This is a genomic window from Escherichia sp. MAL-1 (assembly GCF_052948035.1).
Genome location: NZ_CM129609.1, coordinates 2,500,345 through 2,526,271, shown reverse-complemented (window position 1 = coordinate 2,526,271; position 25,927 = coordinate 2,500,345). Strand labels below are relative to the sequence as shown.

The following is a 25,927-nucleotide window of genomic DNA, read 5'->3' as shown; positions in this document are numbered from 1 at the left end:
ATTATTTTTCGGTGACAGCGAATATCGTATGTTTTTTCATATTCATACATTTTTATTATGGGATTTATGGCTGTTTAACTAAGTGTGGTTAATTGCATGGTTAATTTGACTTTAGTAAGCATGATTAGTAGTGGGATAGTTCAAGAGGGTAACAAGCCGGTGGGTAATGTACCGGCTTGTTACAAAGTAAGAATGGGAGTTTAACTGCCCCAACGACTTTGCAGATAGCTGACCGCTTGTTGAGTCTGCGGTTTATTCAGATAGTCCTCACGGAACAAGATGGTGCCGCTAATTTCTGGTACCGCATCGTTAAGATCGAGCTGCTTTTTCAGTTCCGGTACGCCGCCGTTAATCATCCAGTCTGGCTCTATCTTTGAAGGTTCACCCACTTTATAGAAGGCAATACCGATATACAGGCGGGTCCTGGTCGGTTTAACGACATCCGCCCACCATTTTGCCAACACGTCATAACGCGCGGCACTCCGTGAGAACGGCCAGTAAATTTGGGGAGCAATGTAATCCAGCAATCCTTGTTCCACCCATCGACGAGTGTCAGCGTAGGATTCGTCATAGGCTGCCGCGCCTCGGGTATCGGAGCCGAGCGGATCGTGTGATCGGTTACGCCACACGCCTGCCGGGCTAACGCCAAATTCGACTCCCGGCTTAATGCTTTTAATGGTGTGCGATACTTTTGCAATTAACTGCTGAGTATTGTTGCGCCGCCAGTCTGCTTTTGACGCAAATGCGCCTCCGTATTTGCGGTACGTTTCGTTATCATTTAGCCGTGAATCCGGTGACTCAGTATAGAAATAGTCGTCAAACTGCACGCCATCTACCGGATAGCGGGAAACCACTTCTGCGACTATTGATGTGATCCAGTCCTGAACCTCAGGGATGCCCGGGTCGAGGACAAAGCGATCGCCAGACGTTCTGATCCAGTCACGGTGTTGCACATAGACGCTCGCCGGTTGTTGAGACAGAGTGCTATTCAGTTCCCTGATAGTACCGGGCTTCGTATTAACCGATACGCGATAGGGGTTAAACCAGGCGTGTACTTTCATCCCACGCTTGTGGGCTTCGTCGAGCATAAATTGCAGCGGATCGTAACCCGGATTTTCACCAATCTTACCGGTCATAAGATCGGACCACGGCAAAATTTTCGATGGCCACAGGGCGGTACCGTCCGGCTTGACCTGGAAAAAGACCGTGTTTATACCGAGACGTTGCAGATGATCCAGTTTGTCGATCATCGCCTGTTGTTGTACACGGGCCCGGCTGGTGGGGTTACTAATGTTAACCGAGGAAACCGGTGGCCAGTCGAGGCGAGACACCGTGGCCAGCCAGATGCCACGCATCGGTTGTGACGATTGTTGCGTCGTGGCTGGTGGCTTTGAACCCGCTGGTGGTGTCACCATGGACTCTGGAGGCGTGCTTTTACAACTACACAGTAAAAGTGCCAGTGCAACCAGTATCGCTGGTCTTCTAATCGCTAATTTCTCGTTTCGGGAGCAGATATCCATATGTGCTGGTTTCCGGTAAACAGATGTGCGCTCATTCTCGTACTTATCCCGGTTAAGTCAATACGACAGCAAGCACGAAAAAGGGAGCGATGAATTATCGCTCCCTTGTCTTATAACCATTCAGACATGGTTAGTGTTTCTTGTCATTCATCACAATATAGTGTGGTGAACGTGCACGCGGGTGCAGGAAGAAGTGACCTTTTGGTGCGTTCTTACTGTTGATTGGCTCCAGAGTGACGCCGGTATTCGCTTTGCCTTTACGATCATGAACAGCATAGAGAATAAAGGGCAGGGCAAGTACCACCAGGAAACTAACAACCAGTAATTCAACATACATATCGGTAGAATCACCCTGGATGTTATCCGGCGGCAGGAAGGAAACAATAAACGCCATAATTGAAGTCAGCAGACCGACAATTGCCACGACCAGTTTCACCCCTTTACCACCAGGGATATTAAATGTGCGTTTTAAGTCAGGATGTTTAAGAACCAACACAATGTAGCCAATAAACAGCATGAAATAAGCACACAGATAAATCACCACCGTCAGCGCCAGTGCGATCAGGAAGGACATGTTGTTACCGCCACCGGTATTGGTGAGGATGATCAACGCGATAGAAGTAATCACCAGCTGTGAAATGACCAGCGTTACCGGTACGCCATTTTTGTTCATTTTAGCGAATGCCGCTGGCAGCAGGTTTTTCTGCGCTGTGACATACATCCCGCGAGAAGGACCAACAATCCAGGAGGCGATTTCCGCCAGAACACCCAGCAACAGCAGTGCGGAGATCACGCGAACCGTCCACTCAATTTCCGGTGCCACATGGGACATCAGAACGGTAAAGGTTTGCATTACCCCTGCGGAGAGGTTGATTTCATTACCCGGAATGACCATCGCAATAGACAAACCGCCAACAGAGCTTAAGCAGATTGCCGCCACCATCAGCAGTAACATAGCCAGTGGATAGTCGCGCCCGGGGTTACTCATTTCATTGACGTGGGTTGCGGAAGCTTCTACGCCCATATAACTCAAAATGAAGGCAACAAATACAACCAGGGTGCCCACTTTAGAGAAGTCAGGGAAGAAGGTCTTCGAATCCATTTCGATAGCAACGGGGGCACCGGAGTGCAGATAAATAGCCGCTAATGCAATCAAAATAAATGCAGGTAACAGGATACCGGCGAAGAAGCCAACTTTAGCAATTCGCGCCGTGTATTTCGTGCCACCAAACTGCGTTAATGCCAGCGCCCAAAGAATGATGAGTGCTGCAATAGTTTTGGTAATGGGGTCTTCATTCAGCGCTGGCCATTTCAGGATGTAGGAGAGTGCCCCTAACACGAAATAGAGCATCGGAATAAAACCAATGGCGATTTGCAGATAGCCAAATGAGATCGCTGCAAATCCCCATCTCGGCCCCAGAGTATTTGATACCCAGGCGAAGACACCACCTTCTTCCCAGCCGTCGACGGTGGCCATTTCCGCAGCACAAAGTCCCACGGGAATAAACCATAAAATCCCGCCTAATAGCAGGAAGAAGACTAATGAAAAGCCCGATGTTGCGAAGGTAGGGTATTCATAAACAGCCATTACCATCGATGCCGTTATGGCAAAGAATCCGAGTAATGTGAGCTGCTTAGCTTTACCTGTCTGTACTGATGTAGCCATATTATCCCCCTAAAACGGTATTCCTGTCGGAACCGCACCTGTTTTGTTCTGAAGCGTATTCAGAACAATATTTTCCGTTGCTAATGCCAGTGAACAGACTTTGGAAATTGTCCCGAAACGGGTTCGTTTCGGGACACCGTTACCGTTAAACGTTATCAGGTATGTTTAAAGCTGTTCTGCTGGGCAATACCCTGCAGTTTCGGGTGATCGCTGAGATATTTCAGGGAGGCTTTGTAGTCTTCCAGCAACAGTTCAGCAAAGTCCATTTCGAAGCCGCGACGACACATAATGCGCATCACCACGATGTCGGTGGCTTCACCGCCGAGAGTGAAGGCCGGAACCTGCCAGCCGCGCAGACGCAGACGTTCAGAGAGGTCGTACAGGGTGTATCCCGGATCTTCACCATCTTTCAGTTTGAAGCAAACCGCCGGGATGCCTTCGTCCGGGCGACCCGTACAGATGAACTCATACGGCCCCAGTTTGGCGATTTCATCCGCCAGATAAGCGGCAACCTGGTAAGAGGCGTTCTGTACTTTGGTGTAGCCTTCACGACCGAGGCGCAGGAATTCATAGTACTGTGCAATTACCTGACCCGCCGGGCGGGAGAAGTTGATGGCGAAAGTACCAATTTGACCACCCAGGTAGTCAACGTTGAACACCAGTTCCTGCGGCAGCGCTTCTTCGTCACGCCAGATAACCCAGCCGCAGCCCAGCGGAGCCAGACCGAATTTATGGCCTGAAGCACTGATCGATTTCACACGCGGCAGGCGGAAGTCCCAGACGATATCCGGGGCGACGAACGGTGCCAGGAAGCCACCGCTGGCAGCGTCGATGTGCATGTCGATGTCGATACCGGTATCGGCCTGGAATTTATCCAGCGCATCGTGCAGCGGTTGTGGGAACTCATAGTTACCAGTGTAGGTCACGCCGAAAGTCGGCACCACGCCGATGGTGTTTTCGTCACAGGCTTCAATCATGCGTTTCGGGTCCATAAACAACTGACCGGGGCGCATAGGGATCTCACGCAGCTCCACATCCCAGTAGCGGGCGAATTTATGCCAGCAGATTTGTACCGGACCGCACACCAGGTTTGGTTTATCCGTTGGTTTGCCTGCAGCTTCCATACGCTTGCGCCAACGCCATTTCATCGCCATCCCGCCGAGCATACAGGCCTCGGAAGAACCAATGGTGTTGGTGCCAACGGCCTGACCATTTTTCGGCGCAGGCGCATGCCACAGATCGGCAACCATATTTACGCAACGCAGGTCGATGGCTGCGGATTGCGGATATTCTTCTTTGTCGATCCAGTTTTTGTTAATGGATAAATCCATCAATTTGTGGACATTTTCGTCGTCCCAAGTCTGGCAGAAAGTGGCCAGGTTCTGACGAGCGTTGCCATCAAGATATAATTCGTCATTGATAATCTGGAATGCGACATCGTCGCGCATTTCGTGCAGCGGAAAACGTTTTGATTCTGCGATAGTGGAAATAGACTTCGCACCAAAACGTGAATCGAGTAGTTCCGACCTTAAATCCGTTACTTGCTTCTTATCCATTTTAAACTCCTTAAAATGATTGGATCGCATTAAAAAAGTAGGATTTATCGATAAAGTAAGCAAGTGCAAAGGACTCGTGTTTAAATAACAAAATCCTAATGTTATTTATCGTGAGATATTACGCGAATAATATTTTTTCATTGAAAAACAATACAATATGAAATTCTTGGGTGGTGGTAAGGTGTTTTATGCTGTTATTTTTATGCGCATTCTGTGTCTCCTGAATTATCACGTAAAAATCAGACCTTAAAATATCACTATTAGTACTTGATTATTATTTTGAACGCATTTATAAAATTATTACATAAAAATAGCGAATATTGCTAAAATCCCCGCCAACGATGTGTTGACGGGGCTGTTATTATTTTGGCAATAATACTCCGGTATAAGTATTTACCGGATGAGAAAGATATTGTTTAACGGCAGTGTTAACATTCTCTACCGTCATTTGTTTCAACAATTGCTCCTGCTCAGTCCATGCTGCAGGATCGTCATATTGAATAAGACTATTTACAATAGTGTTCGCTAATTGTTGAACGCTACGCTGTTGGATATCGAGGCTGCGCTGAACGTTTTGCTGGTATTCATTCAGTTCTTGCTCACTGATCCCTTTAGCCAGACGCTTAACCATCACTTCATTCGCTAACGTTAACAGTTCATCATGTCGTTCTGGTTGACAAGTAAAAGCCAGCAAATGACTGATATCTTTGGCCTGAGGATCAACCGAGAGGCGAGAAGAAACGCTGTATGCTCCAGATGCCTGTTCACGAATATTAACACGTAGATCTTTTGCCAGTGCGACGTTAAAAGCATCGAGCGCCATACGCGTCGCCAGATTAACAGGTGTCCGGGAATCATAACGCTTCCACTGTGAAACCTGTGCCACAGGTTCATTTTGTTCTTTTACAGTAACCGATGCGTTGTCCGTCGCGCGAGTTAATGGTTTACCTGCGGCTAATGGCGAATCAGAGTGTTTGATTGATCCTAAGTAACGCGTAATTAACGCCACGAGTTTGTCTTCTGAGACATTACCGACAATGACAAACGTGATATCCGCTGGAGATGAAAACAACTGGCGATCGGCAGCCAGCGCATCTGCGGCAGTAAACTGTGCAATCTGTTTTTCTTGCAGTAATTTCGTGCGGTCATCAGCATAGCGCGTCTCATACATCTGCTGGGCGAATTTCTCCGCTGGACGCTGGTCGAGCGTTTTCAACGCCTGAATTTGAGCATTTTGTAGCGATGCCCAAATATTGTCGTTAATTGTGCTGTGGGTGATTCGCTGGTTAATCAACTGAAAACCAGGTTCAGGGTTATTAGTCCGTGCGCTAACGGAGAGCAACGTATTCATGCCACTGACTTTACTGCTCATGGTTACCGAGTTTTCCGCACTCCAGCGTTTCAGGCTGGAAGAGGAGAGATCGCCAACGCCGCATCCGCTAACTGCTTTATTTGCCAGCGCGATAAGTGATTTTTGCTGCGCAGGGAAACTTAAATCGCCTTTATTCGATACGGCAGTAATTTGTAGCTTTTGCTCTTCACCCGCGGATTTTGCCAGAATAACCCTGGCACCATTGGAAAGTGTTAATGATGTCAGATTCTCAGCCAGCGTTTCTTTGCTGCTAATTTCCGCCTGTGGGTCAGCGTCTACTGTTAACGATAAATTTCTGCCTGGGAAGATGTAAGCCGCCAGCTTTTTGTTGGCGTACTCTTTTTCCAGCGCCAGGATAGCCGCAGGAGACAATGCTTTTTTGGCGGCAAGCTCATTGTTTACCATTTGCTCCCAAAATGCGTCCTGGTTCTTTCTTAACTGCTGCCGGTGATGCTGCCAACTTACTGATTTAGTGTATGATGGTGTTTTTGAGGTGCTCCAGTGGCTTCTGTTTCTATCAGCTGTCCCTCCTGTTCAGCTACTGACGGGGTGGTGCGTAACGGCAAAAGCACCGCCGGACATCAGCGCTATCTCTGCTCTCACTGCCGTAAAACATGGCAACTGCAGTTCACTTACACCGCTTCTCAACCCGGTACGCATCAGAAAATCATTGATATGGCCATGAATGGCGTTGGATGCCGGGCAACAGCCCGCATTATGGGCGTTGGCCTCAATACGATTTTACGTCACTTAAAAAACTCAGGCCGCAGTCGGTAACCTCGCGCATACAGCCGGGCAGTGACGTCATCGTCTGCGCGGAAATGGACGAACAGTGGGGCTATGTCGGGGCTAAATCGCGCCAGCGCTGGCTGTTTTACGCGTATGACAGGCTCCGGAAGACGGTTGTTGCGCACGTATTCGGTGAACGCACTATGGCGACGCTGGGGCGTCTTATGAGCCTGCTGTCACCCTTTGACGTGGTGATATGGATGACGGATGGCTGGCCGCTGTATGAATCCCGCCTGAAGGGAAAGCTGCACGTAATCAGCAAGCGATATACGCAGCGAATTGAGCGGCATAACCTGAATCTGAGGCAGCACCTGGCACGGCTGGGACGGAAGTCGCTGTCGTTCTCAAAATCGGTGGAGCTGCATGACAAAGTCATCGGGCATTATCTGAACATAAAACACTATCAATAAGTTGGAGTCATTACCTAATTCCGAAGTAATTTTACGAAGAGAAATAAGTGGATGTAAGTGAAGTTAGTCACATAAAGAGATAGCAGATTTAGCTAAAAAAAGGGAAATAACAGTCCATAAAGCGTTGACATTACTTTCTGTTCTATTAAGTAATTTCTCGCCGATAAACAACTAATTTATTGATATTTAATAAATTATTGCATTTTACTGACAAAATGCCGAATTGAGATCATAAATAATCATGCAACAGGTTATGCAAGTGCATAAATATGTGATGGATGTCACTTATTTATTTCAATAAATATATCGCCTAAAAACAACGCGGGGCAGGGAATGGCTGCCCCATATAATTCTTACGTAGCGTGCGTGGTTGACTACTCGTTAGCAAATAATCAAATAGCTAAAGCACTCATCGTGTTGCCCGTATTCATACCCGTGTGACTTTGACAACGGTACTCCTTAGAAACTCTCTTCGGACTGTTGCCGAAATGTTTGCGGAACGCATAAATAAAATAAGATGTACTGGCATAACCACATTGTTCGGCAATTTTATTGACTGAACCTTCTACGCGTATCAAATTTTTTGCGTGCTGCATTCTGGCATCTAATAGAATCTGTGAGAATGTCGTTTGCTCTTGCTTTAGTTTTTTCTTCAACAGGCTTTCACTGATGTACAGGCAGTCACAAATATCTTTCAGCTTCCATGGGTGCGCCAGCTTCATGTTGACAATATTTCTCACTTTTCCGGAAACGGATAGCACACCGTTAGTTAATAGTGTAATGAAACCTTTGCATGCGGCAAAAATAGACAGGCAAGAAAAAAGCAAAAGTTCTGAAAAATTATGATGATTGCGTTCTTCCGAGTTGAGATAAGCAATCATTTCATTAAGCAATCCAGTCGGTACATTTGAAGCACGTAAAAACTTCGCAGGAACAGGCACCGTCACTGTCTGGATGTTAGTGCATTGTAGATATTTTTTAATGGTATTTTCAGTAAATCCGATCTCTTTAAAATGCCGCTCATAAGGTTCAAAATGCGTACGAACAGCGTTATCTACCATCAGGATCTCGCCGTCAGAGAAGGCGTAATCTTTATCTAAAATGTTAGCGTTGAAGGCATGATGAATAAATATAACAGAACAAACGAGCGACATTTTATCTCCTTAAAACAATAAAGTTTTTATCGATACTTTTTTAACATTTCATATTTATAATTTGCTGTTTGTTTTCAGCCTTGCAAACTATTGATAATGAAATGTGTAAGATCTCTTGCAATGCGACCCATTTCTGAAATACTCAGCTGAGTAATTGCCGAAAAAATGGCTATCAACGTAAGTGTCAGTAATAAGACAACCACAATTGCAGACATGATTTCTTTATAGTTGTCTCTTTGCGTGATTTTGTTTTTCACTGTGGTCGCATGCATTTCAAATATGTTTATTTAGCGGATAACGTTAAAAATCGTTAATCAGTATGCTTAATATAACAGGCTGGAGAAAAGAGGAAATAGGACTGGTGCTTCAGTACTGAGCGGAGTTTCTTACAGCTGTAGGCAGAAGTTTATATCTTATAGTATGTAGTTTAATTTAATCCATGTGAGCAAATTGCGAAATAATAGTCAATGAGGAATTCTTCTGCTGTGCGGATGACAGCAGAAGAAATGAGAAGAGGCATTAATTTGATGGTTCTAATTCAACCGGAATACTTTTATAGCCAGGAATGCCACTTAATGGATCGTGGTTATCAAGTGTTAGCATGTGATTCGATTCTGGAAAATAGGTCACCAGTGAGCGGTCAGCCATAGGGTAAATGACCACTTTTAATCTATCCATGCGGCGTGAGCTGCGCTTACCGTCTGGCGTAAGCGCAATAAGATTAACTCTTTCGCCGTTTTTTACACGGCAAATTTTAGCTTGTTTAGCACTCATAAAGACCACATCTCGTTGACCGAATACCCCTCGATAGCGATCATCCATACCATAAATCGTCGTGTTGTACTGATCGTGGCTGCGTACTGTCGCCATGACCAGCTTACTGTTAAACGCTGAAGAGGGATCTTCTAACAGCCCTTTGCTGGTAATGAAATTAGCCTTACCTGACGGCGTCATCCAGCGCCTTTCAGCAGCTGCATTTATCAGGTGAAAACCACCGGGATGACGGATGCGCTGGTTATAGTCGGCGAACTCTGGCAGCACAGCTTCAATGTCATTGCGAATGCGATCATAATCTTCCACCAGATACTCCCAGGCTACCACGCTCTGGGGTAGTGCTGCCTGCGCGATTCCCGCGACCACTGCACACTCTGATTTCAGCATTACACCGGCGGGTTTTAACACGCCACGCGAGGCATGAATCATCGACATTGAATCCTCAACGGTTACCGCCTGCGCACCGTTTTTTTGCATGTCAATCTCGCTACGTCCCAGGACCGGCAGAATATAGCTATGCCGTGCGGTCAACAGATGAGAGCGGTTAAGCTTAGTGGCTACGTGTACCGCCAAATCTAATTGCGTTAACGGTACAGCGCTCGCTTCCCGATCTGGCATTGCCAGCGCAAAATTGCCCCCCATGCAGATCAATGCTCGAGCCTGCCCCGTACATATTGCTTGCATGCTGGCAATTGCAGCATGTCCAGGTGCATGAGGTGGGGTGAAGCCATAGCGCTCACCCAGACGAGCCAGAAACTCTGCAGACGGTTTCTCGGTGATACCGACGGTTCGGTCGCCCTGTACATTAGAGTGTCCACGTAGTGGGCAGATACCCGCACCAGGCTTGCCAATGTTACCTTTCATCAACAGCAGATTGACCAGTTGCTGTACGTTCTGGGTACCATGTTCGTGCTGAGTGATCCCCATTCCGTAACAGATAATGGTGCGTTCGGCAGCGGCATATGCGTCAGCCAGTTCGGCGATTTGTGTCTGACTTAGTCCAGAAATACGTTCGATATCTTTCCACTCGGAATTGAGAACGTCACGGCGTAGCTCGTCAAAGCCGACGGTATGCGTTTGAATAAACTCGTCATCAAGCAATGAAGGCCGACCTGCGGCGCTTGCAGCATCATCGCGCTCAATTAACAGGCGCATCATCCCCTTGAGCAACGCCATATCGCCACCAATGCGCACGTTATAGTAGGCACTGGCCAACTGAGTCTCAGAGTTCGTCAGCATTTCAAACGGGTTTTGCGGTGCGGTAAATCGCTCCAGGCCACGTTCCTGTAGAGGATTGATGGCGATCATTTTCGCTCCCCGTTTCACTAAAGCGCGCAACGAAGTCAGCATGCGAGGGTGGTTTGTACCAGGGTTATGCCCAATGCAAATGACTAAATCGCACTTCTCAAAGTCTTCCAGCAACACGGTCCCTTTACCTACACCGATACTCGCTGCCAAACCCACGCTTGTCGGTTCATGGCACATGTTGGAGCAGTCGGGAAAGTTATTGCTCCCGTATTCACGGGCAAAAAGCTGATAAAGAAAGGCAGCTTCATTGGAAGTGCGGCCCGAAGTATAGAATTCAACCTGATTGGGATCACTATAGCTTTGAAGGCGTGCGCCAATTTCGTCGAAAGCTTGTTGCCAGCTTAATGGCTTGTAACAGTCGCTGACGGCATCATATTTCAAAGGCTGAGTGAGTCGCCCCGCAGCCTCAAGCTCGTGGTCTCCCCAGGTAAGTAATGATTGAACCGTATTCTCAGCAAAGAAAGAGGCGTTTACCTGCTTATCCGTGACTTCCCAGGCGATTGCTTTTGCGCCGTTTTCACAAATGTCGAATGACGCACTGTGCTTAGGATCTGGCCATGCACAACCCGGACAGTCAAAGCCCTCTGGCTTATTCATGTCAAACATGGCAATAACATCCTGGCGTATATCCATCTGCTTACGTACTGCATTCGCTACGGATTTAACAGCACCCCAACCACCGGCAGCACCCTGGTAGGATTCAATTTTTTTCTTCATCTACTTATCCTGTGTGGAAATGAATTATTAGGATTTGTAATAGCGATGATGCACAGTACATACAAAGGGATTATCGCCAACATGGATATATAAGAGTAGGGGACTACTCTCTTTCTATTTTTAATCTATTATCGTTAAACAATAGATTAAATACGATAAGTTAAGCATCATCTCTCATAGTGTTTAAATTAACATATTTTTCAATATAAAAAATAAGACTCTGGCTTCAATTGTGCGCGGATTTTCTTACAGGTGTAGGCTAATAGCCTTCACAAAATAATTATCCGCGCAATTTTCGTGAATGGAGCGCATAGACTAAGGTCAAAATCACAATTATTCATAGATAAAAGTGACACCAATGACTGACTGGACGGTTCCGGCTGAAACCTTGTTTCCTGTTTGTCCATAGGTTGCGCTTAAACCCAGAGGTACTTTGCTTTTATTTACTGTCCCCAGGGAGACATTTTCTCCCGTAGCCAGTATTTTTCCATTACGCATTAGAGTGACACCCACTCCCGATGCTTTTGTTGCATCAGGTGCTGTGTTAGCAAACACTTGTCGGCTACTGTCAGTGGTGGCACCCGAAAGATAAAATGAGAGCTTTTGTTCGCTTGAGCAATATACGCCAAGGGGTATTTCTGCGCTTCCAGGAAAGTCCGGGAGATCCACGGTGACATTACGACTATCAACGGTGCAGCCGCCTGTTGGCATAACAACATTGTTATTTGAAATAATATTCCACGTAAAATTACGCGGATTTCCGCTTCCTAATGTTGCAATTTTATACATATGAATACGGGCAATGACTTCCCCCGCTTTTATGACAACTCCACCGGCCGCCCCAACTGGGGTAATATAGAGTTTTAACGGTAATGGCATCGGTGTCTTATCACCAATATCCAATACGTTGGTATTTGTCGTCAACGGGAAGGGGTAGGTCACATTATTCCAGTACAGCGATCCTTTATATGACTGTAGGGAGCCTGCGAAAGCTGAGCCTTGTACCAGGTTTATATGATCAGTGTCGTACCAGCCGCCGTAATCATTCCAGCAACTTATATGCTGAGACAAGTCTACAACCAGATTCTGGCCCGGCTGTATTACAGGGTCGAGATTAACATAAACAGAGGTTGTACCTGCTCCAATACTTGACCCGCCATCGACATTACAACTGAAGGCAAAAACTTTGCCTGCCATTAATAGAAGATAAATACCGAACAGGACCTTTATACTGATTGTTTTACCCATGATATATCCTAAGGTTAAAAATTGATTTAAAAAGAAGGCTAAGAAAATCGAATCGACGTTATTGCCAGGTGTAGATCACATTGATTAGCGCCTCGATCGTTCCCTGGCTTGCGTTTCCATTCACCGTGATAGCTCTTGCCTTAAGTGGAAACTGTGCATTACGAGTGATCTCATCAACAATAACCGTTTTGCTATCGCCATTTTTTAACGCAGCATCCTGGTCATCCCTCAGCTCTATCTGAATATTTTCGGCAGTACCTTCATTTTTGTAATAACCCGTATTGTCAGTTGAACCTGTCACGATTGCCGTCACTGCACTTGTTTCAACCGGACAATCGGTTAATGACAAAGTAATATTGTGCCAGCCAGATGCAGAACCAGGTTGTTGCAGATTGCGCGTATAAAGATCCCCGAGATTAACGTTAGCTTCTTTGGTTTGAATAGTGCAGGGTTTAGCGACTACCCGACCATTAACAGTGATAGTGACATCGGCGGCCTGGAGAGTTGCTGTGAATAACGCGCAAAACGTAGCTAACAGGAACCTCTTGTGAAGTCTTTTCATATCTGACTCTGATTATTGAAATTCAAGGGTAAAGGTTGCCGAAGCCCTCACCAGTCCCGGATTGACGGACTTCTGAGTTGACTTCAGACGAGCGGAGTAAGGCAAAATATTGTTCTGTTCTGGTACCAGTGGGATCCACTGCATCCCGGCATGAAGATCATTCAGTTTCACCGGACGCATATTTGCGTCCAATATTTCTATACCCAAACCGGAGGCCGTATTGCTTCCTTCATCCAGTTTCAACAAAGTATTATTTTCTGCATCCTCAATACCGTTAAATGCAACCCGAACCCCCGTTGTCCCTTTGCTGCATTCACTTAACGTAATCTGAAAAGGGACGGCTGGACTTGTGCTACCGGTCGTTGGAAATTGTCTGGCACTGTTTTTTTGGAGATCTACGGTAAAATTAAGCGAATCCGATGAGACTGTGCAGCCATAATCGAGGACGCGCCCGCTAATTTTAATAACGCTATCTGCGGATAAAGCAGAATAGGTGGTTAACCCCAGACATAAACCGAGGAAAATAATGTTATTGTATTTCATAATCTATTGTTCCTTAGCGACAGATGGTGATGCTGCCAACTTACTGATTTAGTGTATGATGGTGTTTTTGAGGTGCTCCAGTGGCTTCTGTTTCTATCAGCTGTCCCTCCTGTTCAGCTACTGACGGGGTGGTGCGTAACGGCAAAAGCACCGCCGGACATCAGCGCTATCTCTGCTCTCACTGCCGTAAAACATGGCAACTGCAGTTCACTTACACCGCTTCTCAACCCGGTACGCACCAGAAAATCATTGATATGGCCATGAATGGCGTTGGATGCCGGGCAACAGCCCGCATTATGGGCGTTGGCCTCAACACGATTTTACGTCACTTAAAAAACTCAGGCCGCAGTCGGTAACCTCGCGCATACAGCCGGGCAGTGACGTCATCGTCTGCGCGGAAATGGACGAACAGTGGGGCTATGTCGGGGCTAAATCGCGCCAGCGCTGGCTGTTTTACGCGTATGACAGGCTCCGGAAGACGGTTGTTGCGCACGTATTCGGTGAACGCACTATGGCGACGCTGGGGCGTCTTATGAGCCTGCTGTCACCCTTTGACGTGGTGATATGGATGACGGATGGCTGGCCGCTGTATGAATCCCGCCTGAAGGGAAAGCTGCACGTAATCAGCAAGCGATATACGCAGCGAATTGAGCGGCATAACCTGAATCTGAGGCAGCACCTGGCACGGCTGGGACGGAAGTCGCTGTCGTTCTCAAAATCGGTGGAGCTGCATGACAAAGTCATCGGGCATTATCTGAACATAAAACACTATCAATAAGTTGGAGTCATTACCGACTAAGTGAGTAAACTCTCAACCAGAGGTGACTCATGACACAACCAGTATCAATCAGCAAGAAGCCCCGTAAACAACATACGCCTGAATTTCGTAACGAAGCCCTGAAACTCGCTGAACGCATCGGTGTGGCCGCCGCAGCCCGTGAACTCAGCCTGTATGAATCTCAGCTTTATGCCTGGCGCAGTAAACAGCAGCAACAAATGAGTTCGTCAGAGCGCGAAAGCGAACTGGCCGCTGAAAATGTCCGCCTTAAACGACAACTGGCGGAGCAGGCTGAGGAACTGGCCATCCTCCAAAAGGCCGCGACATACTTCGCGAAGCGCCTGAAATGAAGTATGTCTTCATCGAAAATCATCGGGCAGAGTTCAGCATCAAAGCGATGTGTCGTGTACTTCGGGTTGCCCGCAGCGGCTGGTATGTCTGGCTCAGGCGTCGTCACCAGATGAGCCTGCGCCAACAGTTTCGGCTCACCTGCGATGCCGCTGTCCATAAGGCATTCTTTGAGGCAAAGCAGCGATACGGTGCTCCCCGCCTTGCTGACGAACTGCCGGAGTTCAATATTAAAACCATTGCCGCCAGCCTGCGTCGTCAGGGGCTGCGGGTGAAAGCCAGCCGGAAGTTCAGCCCGGTCAGCTACCGTGCACATGGCCTGCCCGTATTGGAGAATCTGCTGGAGCAGGACTTCAGTGCCAGCGGCCCGAACCAGAAGTGGGCGGGTGACATCACGTACTTGCGTACCGATGAGGGCTGGTTGTATCTCGCAGTAGTCATCGACCTGTGGTCACGCGCCGTTAATGGCTGGTCGATGTCACCGCGAATGACAGCACAACTGGCCTGTGATGCACTGCAAATGGCGTTGTGGCGGAGAAGACGCCCGGAAAGCGTCATTGTTCATACGGACCGTGGTGGTCAATACTGTTCAGGGGATTATCAGGCGCTGCTGAAGCGACACAACCTGCGTGGCAGTATGAGTGCGAAAGGCTACTGTTATGACAATGCCTGTGTGGAAAGCTTCTTTCATTCGCTGAAGGTGGAATGTATCCACGGGGAACGCTTTAGCAGCCGGGAAATAATGCGGGCAACGGTGTTTAATTATATCGAGTGTGATTACAATCGCTGGCGTCGTCACAGTGCCTGTGGCGGTCTCAGCCCGGAACAATTTGAAAACCATAATCTCGCTTAGGGCCGTGTCCACATTACGTGGGTAGGATCAGTCGCCACGCATGACGGCGCAACTGGCCTGCGATGCCCTGCAGATGGCGCTGTGGTGGCGTAAGAGACCCCGGAACGTTATCGTTCACTCGGACCGCGGAAGCCAGTACTGTTCAGCAGATTATCAGACGCTGCTGAAGCGGCATAATCTGCGTGGCAGTATGAGCGCAAAGGGCTGCTGCTACGATAATGCCTGCGTGGAAAGCTTCTTTCATTCGCTGAAAGTGGAATGTCTCCACGGAGAACACTTTATCAGCCGGGAAATAATGCGGGCAACGGTGTTTAATTATATCGAATGTGATTACAATCGCTGGCGACGGCACAGTTGGTGTGGCGGTCTCGGTCCGGAACAATTTGAAAACCAGAACCTCGCTTAGAGCAGTGTCCATATTACGAGGGTAGGATCAGAGTGCTATCTTCCGTGGCGTAAATCTAACGCATCCAGAGCTTCGAGGGTCGCAATAACAGACTCAACATGCTCTGCGTCAAAGTCATCGCGATTTTCCTCTTCGTGTGTTCCCTTGTACCAACTATCATTTCGATAACTAAAAAACAGAGAGTACTGAACTTCATTAAAGAGTTGCATCCGGGACTGGCTGACATTATATTTATATACGTCTAGCATATAGGAGTGCGCGCTGTTAATCTCATTTTAATGAGATATAGCAGTGCGCGCTGTTAATCTCATTTTAATGAGATATAGCAGTGCTTAAAGGGAGAGGGCGGAGTTCGGCTTTGCCCTCTCTTTTTCATGACTCCATTTAGCTTCAAATACTTGTTAAAATTCATTGCGTTACTGCAAGGGATTGATTAATAATTCCAATTAATGTATTTATTTTTTCATTTATCTTGATGTGTTTTTTCTCTTGTTCAAGAGAAAGCTTCCTGAATTCATTTTCCCTGCTCGGCACAGCAACTATCAATTCTTCATAAATCTCCTTTGCTCCTGATACTTTCGCCAACTCACTGCTGTATTTTTCAATAAGAGACTTTATTTGGATATTTACATTTCTGTGTTCATGGTTGGTAGCACTTGAAACAAGTTGACAGGAAGACTTTGGGGTTGCCTCAATTAATTCCACGCATTCTGTTGCGATATTAAATTCTGATGTGACTGAGTATAAATATTGATACACGCCTGTTTTTCTTACTTTGTTTAATAATCCTTTTCTAACCAGGGATTGAATTTGGTTATAAGCAAAAGCTTTTGCCTTTAAATAATTTTTCGGAAGTGAAAATCGCTCGATAAGAATTTTTGCTACTTCGTTACTGGTGAAGTTATCTTTGCCAATTAAGATGATTGCAGAAAATATGTACGACTCAGGGTTGGTTACTCGACTATTCATATGACAAAACAAGGCTGTTAACTTAGGATTGCTAAGTATACAACAATGACAGATACTTAGACAATCTAAGCATTCGAGGCCAATAAAGATGAATCAGTGTCTGAAAAAAATCCAATACCAGAACGACTTAAGGAAGCGAGATGCAGGGCGGGTTTATCACAGCGCTCTCTGGGTCTCCTTGTTGGCTTTGATCCCGCATCGGCTAGCAGTCGTATGAATCATTATGAGAAAGGACGCCATGTCCCCGATATTGATACGCTTCGACGAATGGCGGCAGAGTTAAACGTACCGTTGAACTATTTTTTTTGTGATGATCAGACAACAGCAGAACTTGCATTACTCATCTCCCGAATGACAGAGGAAGAGCGAAGTAACCTTATCGAAGCACTAAAAACGTCTTCAGGTGTAAAATATGCTGACAAAAAATGATGTTATACAAAAGGCTATTGATCTTTTTGAAGGTAACGAAAGTGCAGCATTAAACTGGTGCAATGAACCAAACAGAGCATTACAGTGGAAAATGCCCTCTGAAATAATGGACTCAGAAGAGGGGGTACTGAAAGTTGCCATGCTCATTTTTCGAATAGAGCAAGGCGTTTATTCATGACTTTGTTGTACAAATATAGCGCTATACCTATCATTGATTTTTTTTCCTTTCGTGTAGCTCCATGATCAAGTGCGGAGCAAGAAGGCTTTCTACCGGTATAACCGTATTGATTTTTACCGCTTTGACAATTTCAATTAATGACAAGGTATTCTGTGCTAGGGAAGGTGCGAATAAGCGGGGAAATTCTTCTCGGCTGACTCAGTCATTTCATTTCTTCATGTTTGAGCCGATTTTTTCTCCCGTAAATGCCTTGAATCAGCCTATTTAGACCGTTTCTTCGCCATTTAAGGCGTTATCCACAGTTTTTAGTGAGATCTCTCCCACTGACGTATCATTTGGTCCGCCCGAAACAGGTTGGCCAGCGTGAATAACATCGCCAGTTGGTTATCGTTTTCAGCAACCCCTTGTATCTGGCTTTCACGAAGCCGAACTGTCGCTTGATGATGCGAAATGGGTGCTCCACCCTGGCCCGGATGCTGGCTTTCATGTATTCGATGTTGATGGCCGTTTTGTTCTTGCGTGGATGCTGTTTCAAGGTTCTTACCTTGCCGGGGCGCTCGGCGATCAGCCAGTCCACATCCACCTCGGCCAGCTCCTCGCGCTGTGGCGCCCCTTGGTAGCCGGCATCGGCTGAGACAAATTGCTCCTCTCCATGCAGCAGATTACCCAGCTGATTGAGGTCATGCTCGTTGGCCGCGGTGGTGACTAGGCTGTGGGTCAGGCCACTCTTGGCATCGACACCAATGTGGGCCTTCATGCCAAAGTGCCACTGATTGCCTTTCTTGGTCTGATGCATCTCCGGATCGCGTTGCTGCTCTTTGTTCTTGGTCGAGCTGGGTGCCTCAATGATGGTGGCATCGACCAAGGTGCCTTGAGTCATCATGACGCCTGCTTCGGCCAGCCAGCGATTGATGGTCTTGAACAATTGGCGGGCCAGTTGATGCTGCTCCAGCAGGTGGCGGAAATTCATGATGGTGGTGCGGTCCGGCAAGGCGCTATCCAGGGATAACCGGGCAAACAGACGCATGGAGGCGATTTCGTACAGAGCATCTTCCATCGCGCCATCGCTCAGGTTGTACCAATGCTGCATGCAGTGAATGCGTAGCATGGTTTCCAGCGGATAAGGTCGCCGGCCATTACCAGCCTTGGGGTAAAACGGCTCGATGACTTCCACCATGTTTTGCCATGGCAGAATCTGCTCCATGCGGGACAAGAAAATCTCTTTTCTGGTCTGACGGCGCTTACTGCTGAATTCACTGTCGGCGAAGGTAAGTTGATGACTCATAATGAACCCTGTTCCATGGCTCCAGATGACAAACATGATCTCATATCAGGGACTTGTTCGCACCTTCCCTAATTCTGTATGCAGATAGCGTTGATCCGATGAAAAACTTCACAATGCAGGCGAAGTTGTATGATCTGGGTGTAGTCGCATCCGATATCAGACCGTGGGTGAGCAATGATAATCCGTACTCAGAATCATTCTACAGAATGCTGCAATACTGCCCTCAATGGCCGCGCAATGGGTTCGGTTGCGTGGTACAACATCCAGCATCGCCTTACCGGAATAAGGTATGTAACACCGGATGAATAACATCGAGGGGAGAATATAGGGATCCTCGCCCGCCGTAAAATTATCTACGAAACAGCGAGAAAACGAATCCGGATCGCTGGTCACAACAAACTCGAAACTGGTCACAGATAGAAACTGTATCGCTAAACCCGAAAAAAGAACGCTGGGTAGTATGAACATACGACAACTTCTTTGAAAGTTACCGGTCTGTCTTTCTCAGTAATAAAAATTATATCTTCGTGATTGTGTATTAATTGATCATTGTCAATAACACTCTTATAACCCAATGTAATGTCATATATCAGGAAGCTATTTCAGAGGTTATGGGAATTACATGAAAACAATAATTAATGAGCTATTACAACAGGACCTGTCCCGCAGACAGGTTATTGTGAACACAACCAAAATTAGTGCTGCGGTTGCAGCATCAAGCACACTGCCCCTGCCGTTTACTCTCAATGCAGCTGATACTGCATTGGTTTCGGGGAAGGAGGGGGTTGAAATCATAAGACATAGTGCCTGCTTAGTAAACTGTGGCAGCCGCTGTGCACTGAAAGTCATAGTTAAAGATGATCGGATTGTGCGAATTGAACCGGAAGATGCTAAGGATGATTCGGTATTCGGTGAACACCAAATCCGTCCCTGTCTGCGAGGTCGTTCCAGCCGCTGGCGAGTTTACAGCCCTGACCGGATTAAATATCCGATGAAACGTGTTGGTAAACGCGGAGAAGGGAAATTTAAACGTATTTCATGGGATGAGGCCACAGCCTTTATTGCCGCTGAATTAAAGCGCGTTTCTGAAAAATATGGAAATGAAGCAATCTATTTTAATTATCAATCTGGCGCGTATTATCATAACCAAGGAACACCCGCATGGAAAAGGTTATTGAACCTGAATGGCGGTTTTCTGCAGTATTACAATAATTACTCAAACGCTCAAAACTTTACCGCCACATCTTACACGTATGGTGCTACAGGAGTACAGTTTGCCAGTCATTTTAGCCAGATTGCGCATTCTGATCTTGTGGTTTTTTTTGGTCTGAATTTATCTGAGACTCGGATGTCCGGTGGTGGGCAAGTTGAAGAACTGCGCCGTGCGCTGGAAATATCAGGCGCCCGGGTGATTATCATCGATCCGCGCTATACAGACTCTGTTGTTACAGAACATGCTGAATGGTTACCAATTCGCCCTACAACCGATGCTGCACTGGTAGCAGCTATTGCACACACGTTGATAAAAGAAAATCTGATCGACGAAGAACGAGTCAATACTTATTGTGTCGGTTATGATCGTAGCACCCTTCCGGAAACGGCGAAACCAAATGCCAGTTATAAAGACTATGTTCTGGGTAACGGTGATGACGGCGTCGAAAAAACACCTGAATGGGCGGCAGATATCTGTGGCATCCCGGCTATTCGTATTCGCCAGTTGGCACGTGAAATGGCCGAAGCTCGGGCCTGTTTCATTGCCCAGGGATGGGGGCCACAGCGTCATGCAAATGGTGAACAGACTTCCAGAGCGGTTCAGATACTTCCTGCCCTGACGGGTCATTTTGGATTGCCAGGAACCAACAATGGGAACTGGACATACGGAACACCTTATGGTGTTCCTGCTCTGCCGATTGGTGAAAATCCCGTTAAGGTGTCAATCCCCTGCTATCTGTGGACAGATGCGATTCAAAGTCCGGAAAAAATGACAGCCACCACTATGGGGGTTAAAGGCGCGGATAAACTGAAAACCGGTATTAAACTGTTCTTCAACCAGGCCGGGAATGCACTTCTGAATCAACATGGAAATATCAATCGTACACGCAAAATACTTGAAGATGACAGCCTGTGCGAAACTATCGTGGTTATTGATAATCATATGACTGCCAGTGCCCGCTTTGCCGATATCCTTCTTCCAGAAACTAGCTACTTAGAAGCCGAGGATCTGGTGGACAGTTCCTATGCAGCCGGTTCTCACCATTACATGATTGCAATGCAAAAAACGATCACACCGATGTGGGAAGTACGCAGTACCTATGATATCTGTGCAGATATTGCGGGGCATCTTGGGGTAAGAGAGCGTTTTACTGAGGGGCGTACTCAGGCAGAGTGGATGGCGAAGCATTACGGACAAGTTAAAGAGAAGCGATCATATCTGCCTGAATGGGAAGTTGCAATGAATATGGGGGTTATCGATCAGCAAGGTACTCGTGATGAGGACAGTATTATCCTTGCTGATTTCCGCCATGATCCGGTTGCCAGTCCACTGACGACACCTTCCGGGAAGATTGAGATTTACTCGCACACTCTGGCGGAACTGGCTAAAGCCTGGACACTACCGGAAGGAGATCGCATTCCGGCTGTTCCTGAATTTTGTATAGTGACAGAGTCCCATCTGAACAAGAGTCTGACAGCAAAGTATCCGCTACAGATGAGCGGTTTTCACACCAAAGGTCACACGCACTCAACATATGCCAGTGTGCTGATGCTGCATGAAGCGGTACCGGATGAAGTCTGGATCAACCCGATAGACGCCAGCGTGCGTCAGTTGAAATCAGGCGATATGGTCCATGTATTCAACGATCGCGGTGTGGTGGAGATCCCCTGCAAGGTGACACAGCGCATCCTGCCGGGCGTGGTGGCAATGCCGCAAGGCGCGTGGACCCGACTGGACAGCAACGGTGTGGACGTGGGTGGATGTATTAACACATTGACCAGCCACCTGCCGTCGCCGCTGGCGAAAGGGAACCCGCAACATACCAACCTGGTTGAAATCAAACGCGCTTAGGGAGTGATCCGCAATGAAACAGTATGGCTTTTATGTTGACTCCTCGCGTTGCTCAGGCTGCAAAACTTGCCAGGTCAGTTGCAAGGATAATAAAGATCTGGACGTGGGCCCGAAATTCCGTCGGGTATATGAATATGGTGGCGGAAGTTGGGCGAAAGAAGGAGAAAGCTGGCACAACGACACTTTTACCTACTACCTCTCTATTGCCTGTAACCACTGTGATGAACCGGTTTGTGTCTCCGGATGTCCTACCGGAGCGATGCACAAACGTGAAGAGGACGGACTGGTGCTGGTCGATGACAATATTTGTGTCGGATGCCGTTATTGCGAAATGCGCTGCCCGTATGGCGCGCCACAATTTGATGCTCAGGCCAAAGTGATGCGTAAGTGCGATGGTTGCCTTGATCGACTGGAGAAAAATCTGCGACCAATTTGCGTGGACTCTTGTCCACAGCGCGCGCTGGATTTCGGGCCGATCGATGAGTTACGGAAGAAGTATGGCACTGAGAATGAAATCGCGCCGCTGCCCGCCGCGTCGTTTACTCATCCTAACCTTATTATTAAACCCCATCCGAAGGCCCGCCCGACGGGAGACAAGGAAGGGGCCATCATGAACATGAGTGAGGTGCGCAATGCATGAGTTACCTCTGGTCTTTTTTACCGTCTTTACTCAGAGCGCAGTTGGCGCGTTTATTCTGTTGCTGATTGGCGGCACCCTGGGGCAGATTGACAGGCAGCGTATGGCCGTTGGTCTTTTCTCCGCGATGTGTCTGTTTGGCGTTGGGGTGTTGCTGGGCATTTTCCATGTAGGCCAGCCTTTACGAGCATTGAATATGTTGCTGCGAGTGGGCCATTCACCGATGAGCAACGAAATCGTGTTATCGGCAGTGTTTGCGACACTTGGCGGGCTGGGCGCACTGGGGTTGCTTCTCAATCGTGGAGCGGCTTCGTTATGTAAAGGACTGGTGTGGCTGGCGGCCGCGGTGGGGGTGGTTTTTATCTTCGCCATCCCGCAAATCTATCAGTTGCCGACGGTGGTCACCTGGCGGACATCTTACACTACGGTGATGATGGTACTGACTCCGATGATCGGAGGTGGCATTCTGGCCGGACTGTTTGGTCTGCGCCTGGGGTTGCTGGTGAGTGTGCTGGCGATTCTGGTCAGCTTCTGCCTGCGTCCAGGCTATATTTTGACGCTTATGGATGCTGATGGGGTGCTAACTGCGGCTCAATCCAGTTGGTTCACTGCTCAGGTTGTACTGCTAGCTGTCGGCATTGTCGGTGTGGTGGCCTGGGTACGACTCAAAACTAATGTGGCCGTTCTGGCGACCACGTCACTGGTGGTTATCGCTGCGGAACTGGTGGGTAGGATCGCATTCTACAACCTGTGGACGTTGCCGATGTAATCTGTGAGCGGCTGTAGCCGCTCTGTTTTCAGGAGAACTCAGGATGTCCCCCAATATTGTATTACCGAGGATCCTCGGTGCACTGTTTTACTACTCTCCGGAACGACCAGAGGTGAAAGCACTTTTCGATTGTCTGCCCACTCTGTCGGAGCTGTACCCATGGAGCGACCCTGCGGGAACAGCTTCACTGTGCGCAGACTGGCCGTTTCCCGATAATGACGAACTGGCATGGCAATTCTCCGTGCTGTTTGAAGGGCAGGGCGAGATGCCCGTGCCACCCTGGGGATCTGTCTGGCTGGAACGCGATAACCTGCTAATGGGCAATACCACCGCTAAGTACCGGGCGTTTCTGCAGTCTCAGGGAATGACTTTTAATTCGGGTCAAAATGAGCCGGAAGATCAGTTTGGGCTGATGTTGTTAGCCTGCAGTGCGATACTTGATGCTGGAAAAGATGCGGCAGTTAATCAGCTGTTAGAGGTTTATTTGTTACCGTGGGGATATCGCTATCTTGAACGTCTGCAGGGCAACAGGGTGAGTCCGTTCTATGCTCGCCTTGCCGCCGTGACCACGCGCTATTTGCAGGATTTGCAACAGCAACGGGCGTTGCAACCTGCGGTGAAGCGGCTGTATTTCGGATGAACAAATCAGAGAAATATTATCATGAATTGATGGCTCACCGGCACGTCAGTCGGCGCGGACTGTTTCGTGCGTTTGTCAGCGCGGCAAAGCACACAACGCCAGAAGTACTGTCTACCCGGCTGGGACATTCGTTGCCGCCAGGGGCGGTTCCTGATGCGGAGTTCATAACCCAGTGTACCCAATGTAGTCAGTGCATTGATGTCTGCCCAATGGGAGTCCTGTCCAGACATGAAGACGGTTACCCGCAACTGATGATTGAATATGCCAGTTGTGATGGCTGTGGTTTGTGTATCGCAGCATGTTCGAGTGACGCGCTACGCGTGCAGTCTCGTTTTGATACCGGACTGCGCCCGGTGTTCTGTAACTCTGCCTGTGTGAATCCTGTCAGACAGTGTAAACAGTGCGTGGATGTATGCCCACGACAGGCTTGCTTTATTAATGAGTCTGGACGGATGTCGGCTGACAACGAACGCTGTGATGGTTGTGGCGAATGCGTTGTCCAGTGCCCTCACAATGCTGTGACACTATATTAATGAGTCAGGGTGTCATGAAGAGAGGAAACGAGGTATTAACAGGCTATTTATATCCCTGATATTATTTTTCAGGCGACAATGTACATGCAGAGCCGTCCAGCGCGATAGAGAGTCTCCGAAAATCGGTTCAACATGCTAAATTATCCGGTATAAAGGTCGCATTGTTTAAACTGCGACCTTTTGGACGATCAGGCTGAAATTTTCAGGGATTTACTATTTCAGTGCTTTTCTTATTCTCTCTAATCCTTCTTGTATCACGGCGCGTGGACAGGCAAGATTAATCCGTATGTAACCCTCTCCATTGCTTACAAACATGTTCCCGCCTTCAAGCAGTATTCCCGTCTGGTTGGCGAAATAGAGAGAAAGCTGTTGTCTGTCTACCTGCGGTGGCAGGTATTTCTCAATATTTATCCATGCCAGATAAGTTGCATCGGGAATTTTAAAGTTTGCGTCAGGAAAGTGTTCCTGGGTAAATTTTTCTACCAGTCTGAAGTTATCATCAAGATAGTGTTTTAATTGTTCCAGCCACTCGTCGCACCGGGACCAGGCCGCTTTGGTCGCAGCCAGACTCAGTGGTGAAAGAAACTCATCATAAAGACGTAACCATTCTTTTCTGACCTTTTCATTTTTAATAAAAATATGGGACATCAGATTTCCGGCAAGATTAAAGGTTTTGCTTGGTGCCATACAGGTGATGATCTTATCAGTGTCTGGGAACAGTTTTGCCATCGGGATATGATTGATCCCATTTCTCAGTAAATCACAATGTATTTCGTCTGAAATGATCCAGACATTGTTTTTAAGGCACAACTGCCCCATTCTCATTAATTCTTGTTCTGACCAGACCTTCCCGGTTGGATTTTGCGGATTGGATAAAATGAACAGCTTAATATTTAGAGAAGGATCGGTTAGTTTTTTCTCCATATCGTTGAAGTCAATAATGTATTCATTGTCCTGTTTCAGCAAATCAGAACAGATCACTCGACGATAGCTATAGTCTCCAGCCTGCTTAAACGGCGTATAGGATGGTGTATTGATCAACACACTTTCATCCTGTTGTGTCAGTAACGGTACCAGACGGTTAAGTGCAGGAATAATGCCCGGTGAAAGCACGATCTCTGTGGTATCTATATTCCAGTCATAGCGTCTCTGGCACCAGTTGTGGAAAATATGATAGTACTCATCATCGTAAACTTTTGTGTAACCGAGTATTTTTTTATCAAGCCTCTCCTGAATCGCTGCAAGGATTTCCGGAGGTGTCGCAAAATCCATATCAGCGACCCACATTCTGACAAATTCATCGTCCTTAAAGTCAAAGCGGGCACTCTTGTCGGCCTTGAATATATATTGTCTCCACCCATCGTAGTTCAGGGCATCAGTATTTTTTCTGTTGATAATTTCATCAAAATTGTACTTCAT

Annotated in this window: 22 protein-coding genes and 2 pseudogenes; 11 read left to right on the top strand and 13 right to left on the bottom strand. The window is 47.4% G+C overall.

Annotated elements, in window-relative coordinates:
- Positions 1 to 200: 200 nt before the first annotated feature.
- From ACU8XX_RS12535 to ACU8XX_RS12520, 4 genes and pseudogenes are all read right to left on the bottom strand, one after another.
- On the bottom strand, positions 201 to 1,520 hold the full coding sequence (locus ACU8XX_RS12535; protein WP_016242107.1) for a family 10 glycosylhydrolase: 1,320 nt from the start codon (positions 1,518 to 1,520) through the stop codon (positions 201 to 203).
- A 130-nt stretch (positions 1,521 to 1,650) separates the two neighbouring features.
- Entirely contained in the window at positions 1,651 to 3,186 is a 1,536-nt protein-coding gene (gene gadC, locus ACU8XX_RS12530) for an acid resistance gamma-aminobutyrate antiporter GadC (protein ID WP_000246018.1), read from the bottom strand.
- Positions 3,187 to 3,341: 155 nt separating this feature from the next.
- Positions 3,342 to 4,742 (bottom strand): glutamate decarboxylase, encoded by a 1,401-nt coding sequence (locus tag ACU8XX_RS12525; RefSeq protein WP_000358930.1) that lies wholly within the window; start codon positions 4,740 to 4,742, stop codon positions 3,342 to 3,344.
- A gap of 361 nt (positions 4,743 to 5,103) precedes the next feature.
- Positions 5,104 to 6,558 (bottom strand): annotated as a pseudogene (locus ACU8XX_RS12520) (M16 family metallopeptidase); the annotation flags it as partial.
- Positions 6,559 to 6,615: 57 nt separating this feature from the next.
- On the opposite strand from ACU8XX_RS12520, the gene ACU8XX_RS12515 reads away from it, so the two are divergent.
- Positions 6,616 to 7,313, top strand: a protein-coding gene (locus tag ACU8XX_RS12515; protein WP_103215986.1) for an IS1-like element IS1A family transposase whose coding sequence is annotated in 2 segments (ribosomal slippage) — positions 6,616 to 6,865 and positions 6,865 to 7,313 — 699 coding nt in all. Because the reading frame shifts where the segments join, the coding sequence is not laid out codon by codon here.
- A gap of 392 nt (positions 7,314 to 7,705) precedes the next feature.
- On the opposite strand, the gene ydeO is transcribed toward ACU8XX_RS12515, so the two are convergent.
- The 6 genes from ydeO to ACU8XX_RS12485 all read right to left on the bottom strand — a co-directional run bounded on the left by ydeO (position 7,706) and on the right by ACU8XX_RS12485 (position 13,619).
- The gene (gene ydeO / locus ACU8XX_RS12510; protein WP_000060493.1) at positions 7,706 to 8,467 is read right to left on the bottom strand and encodes an acid stress response transcriptional regulator YdeO; all 762 of its coding nucleotides are present in this window, start codon (positions 8,465 to 8,467) and stop codon (positions 7,706 to 7,708) included.
- Positions 8,468 to 8,541: 74 nt separating this feature from the next.
- Entirely contained in the window at positions 8,542 to 8,739 is a 198-nt protein-coding gene (gene safA, locus ACU8XX_RS12505; protein ID WP_240765161.1) for a two-component system connector SafA, read from the bottom strand.
- A gap of 247 nt (positions 8,740 to 8,986) precedes the next feature.
- Entirely contained in the window at positions 8,987 to 11,266 is a 2,280-nt protein-coding gene (gene ydeP, locus ACU8XX_RS12500) for an acid resistance putative oxidoreductase YdeP (RefSeq protein ID WP_000726691.1), read from the bottom strand.
- 333 nt (positions 11,267 to 11,599) lie between these two features.
- On the bottom strand, positions 11,600 to 12,514 hold the full coding sequence (locus ACU8XX_RS12495) for a fimbrial protein (protein WP_000520676.1): 915 nt from the start codon (positions 12,512 to 12,514) through the stop codon (positions 11,600 to 11,602).
- A gap of 58 nt (positions 12,515 to 12,572) precedes the next feature.
- On the bottom strand, positions 12,573 to 13,076 hold the full coding sequence (locus ACU8XX_RS12490; protein ID WP_000825452.1) for a fimbrial protein: 504 nt from the start codon (positions 13,074 to 13,076) through the stop codon (positions 12,573 to 12,575).
- Between the two features lie 12 nt (positions 13,077 to 13,088).
- Positions 13,089 to 13,619, bottom strand: coding sequence for a fimbrial protein (locus tag ACU8XX_RS12485; protein WP_000876763.1), 531 nt, complete (start codon positions 13,617 to 13,619; stop codon positions 13,089 to 13,091).
- An 80-nt stretch (positions 13,620 to 13,699) separates the two neighbouring features.
- On the opposite strand from ACU8XX_RS12485, the gene ACU8XX_RS12480 reads away from it, so the two are divergent.
- The 3 genes and pseudogenes from ACU8XX_RS12480 to ACU8XX_RS12470 form a co-directional block, all read left to right on the top strand.
- Positions 13,700 to 14,397 (top strand): IS1-like element IS1A family transposase gene (locus ACU8XX_RS12480; protein ID WP_103215986.1). Its coding sequence is split into 2 segments (ribosomal slippage): positions 13,700 to 13,949 and positions 13,949 to 14,397, totalling 699 coding nucleotides; the frame shifts between segments, so codons are not numbered across the junction.
- Positions 14,398 to 14,447: 50 nt separating this feature from the next.
- A protein-coding gene (locus tag ACU8XX_RS12475) for an IS3-like element ISEc16 family transposase (RefSeq protein ID WP_095526145.1) occupies positions 14,448 to 15,598 on the top strand; the annotation gives its coding sequence in 2 pieces (ribosomal slippage) (positions 14,448 to 14,709 and positions 14,709 to 15,598; 1,152 coding nt in all).
- A 31-nt stretch (positions 15,599 to 15,629) separates the two neighbouring features.
- Positions 15,630 to 16,004: pseudogene (locus ACU8XX_RS12470) on the top strand (IS3 family transposase); the annotation flags it as partial.
- 408 nt (positions 16,005 to 16,412) lie between these two features.
- On the opposite strand, the gene ACU8XX_RS12465 reads toward ACU8XX_RS12470, so the two are convergent.
- On the bottom strand, positions 16,413 to 16,973 hold the full coding sequence (locus ACU8XX_RS12465) for a hypothetical protein (RefSeq protein ID WP_001088752.1): 561 nt from the start codon (positions 16,971 to 16,973) through the stop codon (positions 16,413 to 16,415).
- A 96-nt stretch (positions 16,974 to 17,069) separates the two neighbouring features.
- Here ACU8XX_RS12465 and ACU8XX_RS12460 point away from each other — a divergent pair, with 96 nt between their 5' ends.
- A complete protein-coding gene (locus tag ACU8XX_RS12460) occupies positions 17,070 to 17,402 on the top strand; it encodes a helix-turn-helix domain-containing protein (protein ID WP_001300511.1) in 333 nt (110 codons plus the stop codon).
- Positions 17,386 to 17,580, top strand: a complete 195-nt coding sequence (locus ACU8XX_RS12455) for an MbcA/ParS/Xre antitoxin family protein (RefSeq protein ID WP_001300905.1) — start codon at positions 17,386 to 17,388, stop codon at positions 17,578 to 17,580. The genes ACU8XX_RS12460 and ACU8XX_RS12455 overlap by 17 nt, the downstream gene beginning before the upstream one ends.
- Positions 17,581 to 17,885: 305 nt before the next feature.
- Here ACU8XX_RS12455 and ACU8XX_RS12450 read toward each other — a convergent pair.
- Positions 17,886 to 18,865, bottom strand: a protein-coding gene (locus ACU8XX_RS12450) for an IS5-like element IS5 family transposase (RefSeq protein WP_425342433.1) whose coding sequence is annotated in 2 segments (ribosomal slippage) — positions 17,886 to 17,980 and positions 17,980 to 18,865 — 981 coding nt in all. Because the reading frame shifts where the segments join, the coding sequence is not laid out codon by codon here.
- Between the two features lie 622 nt (positions 18,866 to 19,487).
- On the opposite strand from ACU8XX_RS12450, the gene ACU8XX_RS12445 reads away from it, so the two are divergent.
- The 5 genes from ACU8XX_RS12445 to ACU8XX_RS12425 are packed head-to-tail and all read left to right on the top strand — an operon-like array spanning position 19,488 to position 24,508.
- Positions 19,488 to 21,929 carry a DMSO/selenate family reductase complex A subunit gene (locus ACU8XX_RS12445; RefSeq protein ID WP_050488533.1) on the top strand — a complete coding sequence of 814 codons (2,442 nt, stop codon included), beginning with the start codon at positions 19,488 to 19,490 and terminating at the stop codon, positions 21,927 to 21,929.
- 13 nt (positions 21,930 to 21,942) lie between these two features.
- On the top strand, positions 21,943 to 22,569 hold the full coding sequence (locus ACU8XX_RS12440) for a DMSO/selenate family reductase complex B subunit (protein WP_023063502.1): 627 nt from the start codon (positions 21,943 to 21,945) through the stop codon (positions 22,567 to 22,569).
- Positions 22,562 to 23,335 carry a dimethyl sulfoxide reductase anchor subunit family protein gene (locus ACU8XX_RS12435; RefSeq protein ID WP_023063503.1) on the top strand — a complete coding sequence of 258 codons (774 nt, stop codon included), beginning with the start codon at positions 22,562 to 22,564 and terminating at the stop codon, positions 23,333 to 23,335. The genes ACU8XX_RS12440 and ACU8XX_RS12435 overlap by 8 nt, the downstream gene beginning before the upstream one ends.
- Before the next feature lie 43 nt (positions 23,336 to 23,378).
- Positions 23,379 to 23,975, top strand: coding sequence for a TorD/DmsD family molecular chaperone (locus ACU8XX_RS12430; RefSeq protein WP_023063504.1), 597 nt, complete (start codon positions 23,379 to 23,381; stop codon positions 23,973 to 23,975).
- Between the two features lie 29 nt (positions 23,976 to 24,004).
- Entirely contained in the window at positions 24,005 to 24,508 is a 504-nt protein-coding gene (locus ACU8XX_RS12425) for a 4Fe-4S dicluster domain-containing protein (RefSeq protein ID WP_226792351.1), read from the top strand.
- A 213-nt stretch (positions 24,509 to 24,721) separates the two neighbouring features.
- Here ACU8XX_RS12425 and ACU8XX_RS12420 read toward each other — a convergent pair whose 3' ends face one another.
- Positions 24,722 to 25,927 carry a MalY/PatB family protein gene (locus tag ACU8XX_RS12420; protein ID WP_023063506.1) on the bottom strand — a complete coding sequence of 402 codons (1,206 nt, stop codon included), beginning with the start codon at positions 25,925 to 25,927 and terminating at the stop codon, positions 24,722 to 24,724.